Source organism: Flexivirga sp., from assembly GCF_035551235.1.
In the GTDB taxonomy this organism is placed as follows: Bacteria; Actinomycetota; Actinomycetes; order Actinomycetales; family Dermatophilaceae; genus Flexivirga.
Window position 1 is genome coordinate 127,447 of record NZ_DASZNO010000054.1, and the last position, 8,469, is coordinate 135,915.

The window sequence follows — 8,469 nt, forward strand, 5'->3', positions numbered from 1 at the left end:
TCCGTCAGTAACGACGCCAGCGGACGAACACGGCGTAGTCCACGCCGGTGCCCTCGTGTTCGGCGAGGATCCGCTCGGCGTTCGCCGGAGTGAACTCGATCCGGACGACCGCCTCGAAATCGGCGCGGGAGTCGAACGCCCACCGCATCATCACCGGCACCGAGGCGAAGCCCACGCGCCGCCAGAAGCGCTCCACCCCGACCGGGTCGTATGACGGCAGCGCCTGCCGGAACCAGGCGCCGAAGGTCGAGCGGGACGCGTCGTTGTCGACCACGAAGGCAACGCCGCCGGGGCGCATCACCCGGTCCAGCTCGGCAAGCCCCGGCTCGCACCCGGCGCCGAAGAAATATGCCCACCGGGAATGCGCGACGTCCACCGAATCCGCTTCCAGCGGAAGCTTTTCCGCGACTCCGGCGCGCACTTCGACCGAGGCAGCCAGGCCCGCGTCAGCCACCCGCGCCCGCGCCGCGTCCACCAGTGGTGGATGTGGCTCGACACCGACCACCGACCGCGCGGTACGCGCGAAGAACGGCAGGTGGAAGCCGCTGCCGCACCCGATGTCCAGCACGTCGGCACCCTGCCAGTCGCGCACCTGTCGCATCGCCGCCCAGATGACGCCGTCCGGATCGACCCCGCGGTTCTCGATCTCGTATGTGCTCGGCGTGATCCAGATGTTCGGTGACGGGATCGCCTCGGGCGGCGAATCCTCTTGTGTCACTTGGCCTTCCGCGACTCTGCTGCTTCTTCCGCGAGGAGCGTCGCCGGGTGCACGAAGAGCGGCAGCAGCTTGCGCCCACCGGGGCCGGCCTGCCGCAGCGCTGTCGCCTGCAGCAGATGTGCCTCACAACGAAGCGCCAGCTCGTCATACGCGTTGTCGCCCATGAGGTGCCGCAGCTCACCCTCGTTGGAGACGTAGACCGGCGAACTGCCCACGTGCGCCTCGGGATTGCCCGAGCAGTACCAGTCGAGGTCGTGCCCGCCCGGGCCCCATCCGCGACGGTCGTACTCACCGATCGAGATCTCCAGGTATGACGTCTCGTCCGGCTGCTCCACCGTGCGGTAGGTGCGTCGGATCGGCAGCTGCCAGCAGACGTCCGGCTTGATCGTGTGCGGCGGGACGCCGGTGAGTATGGCGTGCTGGTGCAGCGCGCAACCGGCACCGGCGGGGAAGCCGGGCCGGTTGTGGAAGATACAGGCGCCGTCGACGACGCGTGTCTTCCAGTCGCCGTCCTCCTTCTCGCGCCATCCGTCCTGGGAGTGGCCCTCGTCGTAGTACTGCCACTCGTCGGCTCCGAGCTCGCGAACCGCGGCCCTGACGTTCTTGAGGTCGTCCTTGTCGGAGAAATGGGCACCGAGGGTGCAGCAGCCGACGTCCGGTGCGTCCTCGTAGATCCCCTGGCAGCCAGCGCCGAAGATGCAGGTCCACGACGACGTGAGCCACGTCAGGTCGCAGCGGAAGCGTTCCTCGGCGTCGTCCGGGTTGTCGAACTCGACCCAGGTCCGCGGGGTTTCCAGTGCTGTTTCGACCACGAGCCACATCGTAGGTGTGCGTCCCGCGAACCGGCCGGGCGACGGCCGTCACGTATCAGCATCTGGTGCGGAGATGAGGAGCCTGGCCCGGCGTCGGATAGTTTGGAACACATGCGGCTCGGTGTGATCGACGTGGGATCCAACACGGTCCACCTGCTCGTGGTCGATGCGCACCCCGGTGCCCATCCGCTGCCTGCGACCTCCCACAAGCGCGAGCTGCGCCTGTCCGAGCACACCACTGCCGACGGCTGCATCTCGCCGGACGGGGTCGAGCAGCTGACGGCCTTCGTGCACGAATGCCTCTCCATCGCCGATGACCAGGGCTGCGAGGACCTGCTGGCGTTCGCCACCTCCGCGATCCGGGAGGCACCCAACGGCGACGACGTGCTCTCCCAGGTGCATGCGGCCACGGACGTGAAGCTGGAGGTCCTGTCGGGCGCCGACGAGTCGCGGCTGACGTTCCTCGCCGTACGCCGCTGGTTCGGCTGGTCGGCGGGACGACTGCTGGTGATCGACATCGGTGGTGGATCGCTGGAGTTCGCGGCCGGGATCGACGAGGAGCCCGACGTCGCGCTCAGCCTCCCGCTCGGCGCCGGCCGGCTCACCCGCGAGCTGGCCGGTGACCCGCCGGCCGCCACCGACCTGAAGGTGCTGCGCAAGCAGGCACGCTCGGACATCGCACGGGTGGTGCGAGACCTGCACAAGGTCGGCACGCCGGACCGGGTGGTCGGCACCAGCAAGACCATCCGCTCCCTGGCCCGTGTGCTGGGTGCGGCCCCACGAGGTGACGGTCCGCGGGTGAAGCGTGTTCTCGAACGTGCCGCCCTCGGCGACCTGGTGCCACGTCTGGCGGAGATGACGGCCGACGAACGCGCAGCGCTGCCAGGCGTTTCCGCCAGTCGGGCCCGCCAGCTGCTGGCGGGCGCGATCGTCATACACGGGGCAATGGACGTATTGGACGTCGAGTCCCTCGACCTGTGCCCGTGGGCTCTGCGAGAGGGTGTCATCCTGCGCCGGCTCGACTGGCTCGGCGCCTGATGGCACCGGGCATCACCCTGCCGCAGGGGCGCATCGCCCTATCGACGTCGTCGGTCTACCCGCTGGGCGTCGTCGATGGATTCGCGTTGGCCGAACGCCTCGGCTATGACGGCGTCGAGGTGATGGTGTGGACGGACCCCGTCAGCCAGGAGTCCGGCGCACTGCGCAAGCTGGTCGACCACTACGGCATACCCATCGTGTCGATCCACGCGCCGACCCTGCTGCTCACCCAACGCATCTGGGGCCCTGACCCGTGGCCCAAGATCGACAACTCGGTCGCGCTCGCCGAGGAGGTCGGTGCACAGACCGTCGTGGTGCACCCGCCCTTCCGGTGGCAGCGCGAGTATGCCGTGGAGTTCATCCAGGGCATCGCCGAGCGCAACGCCGGGACCGACGTGCGGATCAGTGTCGAGAACATGTTCCCGTGGCGGGCGCGCGGCCGCGAGATGCAGGCCTACCTGCCGGGCTGGGACCCGGTCGAGCTCGACTACGAGCACGTCACGCTCGACCTGTCGCACACGGCGACGGCCGGATCGGACGCCATGGACATGGCAGAGCAGCTCGGGGACCGGCTCGCCCACATCCACCTGGCCGATGGGTCCGGCTCGTTCAAGGACGAGCACCTGGTGCCCGGTCGCGGCTCACAGCCGTGCGCCGACCTGCTGGAGTCACTCGCCGGGCGCGGCTACACCGGTGACGTCGTCCTCGAGGTCGGCACCCGCAAGCACTCGGCCGAGCAGCGCGAGCTCGACCTGGCCGAGGCGCTCGCCTTTGCCCGGTTGCACTTCGCCGCACCTGCAGCGCGCTGACCGCCGTGGATGTGCTCACGATGCCGGGAGGGGATGCTCGGTGAGCGTGGCGTCGAGTATGTCGGCGACGCTCCGCGTCGCGAGTGTGGCGCTGATCGCCGACTGGACGTCGGCGTAGGCCTCGCTCAGCACCGGACGGATGCCGTAGCCGACGGGACACGTCTGCTTGGGCTCGTGCGGGTGCAGGTCGAACGGCACCGGCTCCGCCAGCGCCGCATGCAGATCGGCGAGGGTGACGGCGGCTGCGGGCCGGGCCAGTCGCCACCCCGCGCCGGGTCCGCGTCCGGTGACCTCGAGCAGGCCGTGATCCCGCAGCGGCGCGAGCGTACGTCGGACGAGGACCGGGTGGCTGGCCAGGCTGTCGGCGATCTCCGCCGAGGTGAGGGCCGGGCGCCCGGTACGCCTCGCGTACTCGAGCCAGCACAGCGCGTGCACGGCCACCGTCAGTTGGCTGTTGGCGCTCACCCGGCGTCCGTCGGGGTCGTGTCCGCATCTGCGGCGCGCCGGCGCGGGGGCTCGGCGGCCGGATGAGCTGAGCGTGCGGTCGGTGCCAGCCGGAAGGTGCGTGAGCGATGCGTGCGGCGTTCGAGTTCGCGGCCGATGTCCGCGGAGCTGACGCGTGCCGCAGCGTCGTTCCGGGCCTCCGCGTCGGGAAACACCGCGAGCCAGGCGAGCGCCCTGTCGTCGCGCACCGGCAGGCGGGGGAAACCGTTGGGAGCGGGATCGGTGCGCCACGCCGCCGTACGAACGCCCAGAACGTCCTCGAGCGCGGGGATCGCAGCGGTGGCGAACCAGTGCTCGAGGGAGTCCCCGTCGTCGCCGACCAGATGCGTCCCGAGCAGCACCCGCTCGTGTCGAGGATCCGCACCGGCCGCACCGCGTGCCACGGCGGCCGCCGGTCGGTGAGCGGGCCGGGTGGGCCGCAGCAGGAGCACGTCGTCACTGTCGACCATGGTCGCGTTGGCCGCGTCGCGGTGGCGTGCCCACACCGGTCCGCCATAGAACGCCTCGAGCGCCCGGACACGGGCGTCATGATCGGCGAAACCTCGCAACCAGGTGAACGAGTCCGGATCGTCCTCGTCGGCGAACGTCGCGCCCACGATCATGCCGGCGTCCTCCTGCGGCTCGACGAGATGACGTTCGAACGTCGCAAGGAGATCGTGCAGTCGACCGGCCTGCAGCCGGTATCGCCGCAGTTCGATCACGGGACAGTGGTCGAACGAGAGTGTAATCGTCATGGTTACACTCTGTCCGACTGCCAGGCTCCTTTCAAGTTGACGCCGGGGTCGCTCCGCGCCGGCAAGTGGTTCCGCCATACGCTCGGATCGACCGCTCGACGGCAGTGAAGGAGCCACCCGTGATCGACCCCCGCGCAGCGTTGCGACAGGGACTGCTCGGCCTCGGCCGCAGCGACTCCGTGCGGCGAGTCGTCGAGCGCGCGCCGGTCAGTCGCGCGGCGCTGCAGCGCCTGATCGCGGGGGAGGACACCGCAGCCGGCGTCGCCGCCGCCACCGAGCTGCTGGCGAGTGGGCGGCTCGCCACGGTCAGCTTCCTCGGCGAGGACACCGTCGACGTCGCACAGGCCAGCCGCAATCGGGACGCCCACCTGGCGATGCTGCGTGCCCTGCAGGAGGCGGGCGCGACGCAGCGTGGTGCCGCCGAGGTCAGCATCAAGCTCAGCGCCGTGGGCCGGGCGCTGTCCGAGGACGGCGCGAAGGTCGCACTCGACAATGCGCGACAGATCTGCGAGGCGGCCGCCGCTGCCGGCACGACGGTCACCATCGACATGGAGGACCCCACGGCGGTCGACCAGACGCTGGAGGTGGTGCGCGACCTACGGGCCGACTTCCCGTGGGTCGGTGCGGTGCTGCTGGCCGATCTGCGCCGGACCGAGGCCGATTGCCGTGACCTGGCGACCGCCGGAAGCCGCGTCCGCCTGTGCAAGGGAGCTGCCCACTCGCAGCCGGATTCCGCCCGTTTCGAGGACAAGCGGGACGTGCGACTGTCCTATGTGCGTTGCGCCAAGGTGCTGCTGGAGGGCAAGGGTTACCCGATGCTGGCCACGCACGATGCGGACCTGATCGACGTTGCCCGCTCGCTGGCCGACAAGGAGTTGCGAGCGCCCGAATCCTTCGAGTTCCAAATGTTTTTCGGCATCCGGCCCGAGGAGCAGCTGCGCCTCGCACAGGCGGGCGTCGCCGTGCGGGTCTACGTTCCGTATGGCGACCGCAGCCGCTGGTACCGCTACGCCGTGCACCGGATGGCCGAGCGCCCTGCCGACATGATGTACGTCCGACGTTCCGGTTCCACGAAAGGCTGACCGAAATGCCCGAGAAAATGCCCGAGAACAACGACCAGCACAGCGAATCCGCGCGGCAGCGCGTCGCCTTCCTCGGCGTCGGCATGATGGGTGAGGCGCTGCTCGCCGGGCTCGTGCGTGATGGCAGTCCGGACCAGGTCGTCGTCTCCGACCACAGCGCCCAACGCCAGGCCGAGGTCGCCGAGAAGTATGGCGTGCGGGCCGGCACCATCGCCGAGGCAGTTGCGGGCGCCGGCAGCGTCATACTCGCGGTCAAGCCGAAGGACATGGGTGCGCTGCTGGAGGAGGTGGGCGCCCACCTGCAACCGGGTGCGGTGGTCATCTCGGTCGCGGCCGGACTCACCACGGCATACCTCGAGGAACGCCTGCCCGCGGGCACGCCGGTCGTGCGCGTCATGCCCAACACCCCCGCCCTGGTCGGCCAGGGTATGACGGCGGTCAGCCCCGGCACCCACTGCGACGACAGCCAGGTCGCCGACGCGCAGGCGCTGCTCAGCCCGTCCGGCAAGGTGGTTGCCGTGCCGGAGAGCCAGCTGGACGCGGTCACCGCGATCAGCGGCAGCGGCCCGGCATACATCTTCTACGTCGTGGAGGCGATGGTCGAAGCAGGCGTGCTGCTCGGCGTCACCCGCGCCACGGCCACCGAGCTCGTCGTCCAGACGCTGTATGGCGCCGCCACCATGCTGACCGAGACCGGCGACCACCCGACGCTGTTGCGCGAGCGGGTGTCCAGCCCCGGCGGCACCACCGTCGCGGCCCTGCGCCAACTGGACGACCACAAGGTGCGGGCTGCGTTCGTGACCGCCATGGAGGCCGCAGCCAAGCGCTCCGCGGAGTTGGCGGCAGGTCAGGCCTGAAGACCCGGCTCGGGCCGGGCGTGAAGACCAATCGTTATCGAGGCCCCGCGCTCCGTTCACCGCACCTGGTGACCGGCGCCGCGGGATACATGGGAGAGTTGTGTCCATGACTGACATCACGGTGCGCGCCCTCGGGGATGAGGAATGGCAGGTTTACCGGGACGTTCGACTGACTGCCCTGCGCGAAGCGCCCGACGCCTTCGCGGCGTCGGTTTCGCAGGAGGAGAAGTTCGACGACGACTTGTGGCAGGCCCGCGTGAAGCGGTCCCGGCGACTGGTCGCAGAAGACGGCGAGAAGGTCGTCGGGGTCGTCTCGGTCGGCAGCACGAAGGGTGATGACGAGCGGGTCAGCGAGCTCTTCGGCCTCTGGGTCAGCCCGGAGCTGCGCGGTAAGGGCGTCGCCTGGAAGCTCGTCGATGCAGGCGTGCGGCAGGCCCGCCAGGACAGCTATGACTTCGTCCTCTACTGGGTCGGCACCGACAACGGTCGTGCCGTGGCCTTCGCGTCCAGCTTCGGTTTCCGCCCGACCGACGGCCGCCGGCCGATGCAGAGTTCCTCCTCCGATGACGGAGACGTGTCCGAGAACGAAATGGCGATGGTCTATCCGCTGGGCGACGACCCGGGCGCGGTGCCGAGCTCGGTGCTCTGAGCGGCTCCGCCGTGACCGCCGCCGACCCCCGAGTGCGAGTCGTATGGGGTGAGGAGCTGTCGGCATACAACTTCGGCCCGCAGCACCCGATGAACCCGATCCGGCTCGATCTCACGGCGCGGCTGTGCCGTGAGCTGGGCGTTTTCGACTCCCCGGGCCTCGAGATCGTCGCGCCGACCCTGCCCGATGGCAGCGACGCGTTCCTGTCCTGGGTGCACAGTGCGGACTACATCGACGCTGTGCGTGCCGCGTCGGCCGACCCGTCGGCGGCGGATCCGGCATACGGCTTGGGGACCGAGGACGACCCGGCGTTCGCCGGCATGCACGACGTGTCGGCGCTGATCGCCGGTTCGACGGTGCGGATCGCCCAGGACGTATGGCGCGGCGAGATCGACCACGGCGTCAACTTCTGCGGCGGCCTGCACCACGCGATGCCGGGCAAGGCGTCCGGCTTCTGCATCTACAACGACGCCGCCCTCGGCATCCAGTGGCTGCTGGACAACGGCGCCGAACGCGTCGCCTACGTCGACGTCGACGTGCACCACGGCGACGGCGTCGAGCGCGCGTTCTGGAACGACCCCCGGGTGCTGACCATCTCGATCCACGAAACCGGGCGGGTCCTCTTTCCCGGCACCGGTTTTCCCGGCGACATCGGTGGCCCGGACGCCGAGGGCACCGCGGTCAACATCGCGTTGCCCCCGGGTGCCCGGGATGCCGGCTGGCTGCGGGCGCTGCACGCGGTCGTGCCGTCGCTGGTGCGCGCGTTCGAGCCGGATGTCCTGGTCAGCCAGCAGGGCTGCGACTCCCATTACGCGGACCCGCTGGCGCACATGGCGCTCTCGATCGACGCACAGCGCACGGCGTACCAGACGTTGCACGAGCTCGCCCATGAAGTCACCGGCGGCAAGTGGGTCGCGCTCGGCGGTGGCGGGTACGAGCTCATCGACGTCGTGCCGCGCGCCTGGACCCACCTCACCGCGATCGCCGCGCATCGCCCGATCGACCTGGACACCGAGGTCCCCGCTGTATGGCGGGAACACGTCGAGCGCACCTTCGACCGCCCCGGGCCGGCGCGGATGGGCGACGGCCAGGCCGAGAACGGGCACGTCTGGTGGCGTTCCTGGGAGTCCGGCGTCGACCCCGACAACGCCATCGACCGGTCGGTGCTGGCGACGCGGGAAGCGGTCTTCCCCTCCCACGGCCTCGACGTCTGGTTCGACTGAACCTTTTGCGAAGACTCCTCGCGGAATTGTGGCCGGGGGTGTG

Annotated in this window: 10 protein-coding genes; 6 read left to right on the forward strand and 4 right to left on the reverse strand. The window is 70.0% G+C overall.

Annotated elements, in window-relative coordinates; translation table 11 throughout:
- Positions 1 to 4: 4 nt before the first annotated feature.
- Positions 5 to 718 carry a class I SAM-dependent methyltransferase gene (locus VG502_RS21725; RefSeq protein WP_325552446.1) on the reverse strand — a complete coding sequence of 238 codons (714 nt, stop codon included), beginning with the start codon at positions 716 to 718 and terminating at the stop codon, positions 5 to 7.
- Positions 715 to 1,539, reverse strand: coding sequence for a DUF3109 family protein (locus VG502_RS21730; protein ID WP_414655769.1), 825 nt, complete (start codon positions 1,537 to 1,539; stop codon positions 715 to 717). Before VG502_RS21730 ends, VG502_RS21725 begins: the two co-directional genes overlap by 4 nt.
- A gap of 102 nt (positions 1,540 to 1,641) precedes the next feature.
- Here VG502_RS21730 and VG502_RS21735 point away from each other — a divergent pair, with 102 nt between their 5' ends.
- Both VG502_RS21735 and VG502_RS21740 read left to right on the forward strand, forming a co-directional pair.
- Complete coding sequence (locus tag VG502_RS21735) at positions 1,642 to 2,568, forward strand: Ppx/GppA family phosphatase (protein ID WP_325552449.1); 927 nt, start codon at positions 1,642 to 1,644, stop codon at positions 2,566 to 2,568.
- Positions 2,568 to 3,377 carry a sugar phosphate isomerase/epimerase family protein gene (locus VG502_RS21740; protein ID WP_325552450.1) on the forward strand — a complete coding sequence of 270 codons (810 nt, stop codon included), beginning with the start codon at positions 2,568 to 2,570 and terminating at the stop codon, positions 3,375 to 3,377. The genes VG502_RS21735 and VG502_RS21740 overlap by 1 nt, the downstream gene beginning before the upstream one ends.
- A gap of 15 nt (positions 3,378 to 3,392) precedes the next feature.
- Here the strand turns inward: VG502_RS21740 and VG502_RS21745 are convergent, their stop codons facing one another.
- Entirely contained in the window at positions 3,393 to 3,842 is a 450-nt protein-coding gene (locus VG502_RS21745) for an Rrf2 family transcriptional regulator (protein ID WP_325552451.1), read from the reverse strand.
- On the reverse strand, positions 3,839 to 4,615 hold the full coding sequence (locus VG502_RS21750; protein ID WP_325552452.1) for an NIPSNAP family protein: 777 nt from the start codon (positions 4,613 to 4,615) through the stop codon (positions 3,839 to 3,841). Before VG502_RS21750 ends, VG502_RS21745 begins: the two co-directional genes overlap by 4 nt.
- Before the next feature lie 119 nt (positions 4,616 to 4,734).
- Between VG502_RS21750 and VG502_RS21755 the strand changes: the two genes are divergently transcribed.
- From VG502_RS21755 to VG502_RS21770, 4 genes are all read left to right on the forward strand, one after another.
- Positions 4,735 to 5,697, forward strand: a complete 963-nt coding sequence (locus VG502_RS21755) for a proline dehydrogenase family protein (protein ID WP_325552453.1) — start codon at positions 4,735 to 4,737, stop codon at positions 5,695 to 5,697.
- Positions 5,698 to 5,702: 5 nt separating this feature from the next.
- Positions 5,703 to 6,554, forward strand: coding sequence for a pyrroline-5-carboxylate reductase (gene proC / locus VG502_RS21760; protein WP_325552455.1), 852 nt, complete (start codon positions 5,703 to 5,705; stop codon positions 6,552 to 6,554).
- A 106-nt stretch (positions 6,555 to 6,660) separates the two neighbouring features.
- Positions 6,661 to 7,203 (forward strand): GNAT family N-acetyltransferase, encoded by a 543-nt coding sequence (locus VG502_RS21765; RefSeq protein ID WP_325552457.1) that lies wholly within the window; start codon positions 6,661 to 6,663, stop codon positions 7,201 to 7,203.
- A gap of 89 nt (positions 7,204 to 7,292) precedes the next feature.
- Complete coding sequence (locus VG502_RS21770) at positions 7,293 to 8,426, forward strand: acetoin utilization protein AcuC (RefSeq protein ID WP_325552470.1); 1,134 nt, start codon at positions 7,293 to 7,295, stop codon at positions 8,424 to 8,426.
- Positions 8,427 to 8,469: the final 43 nt, after the last annotated feature.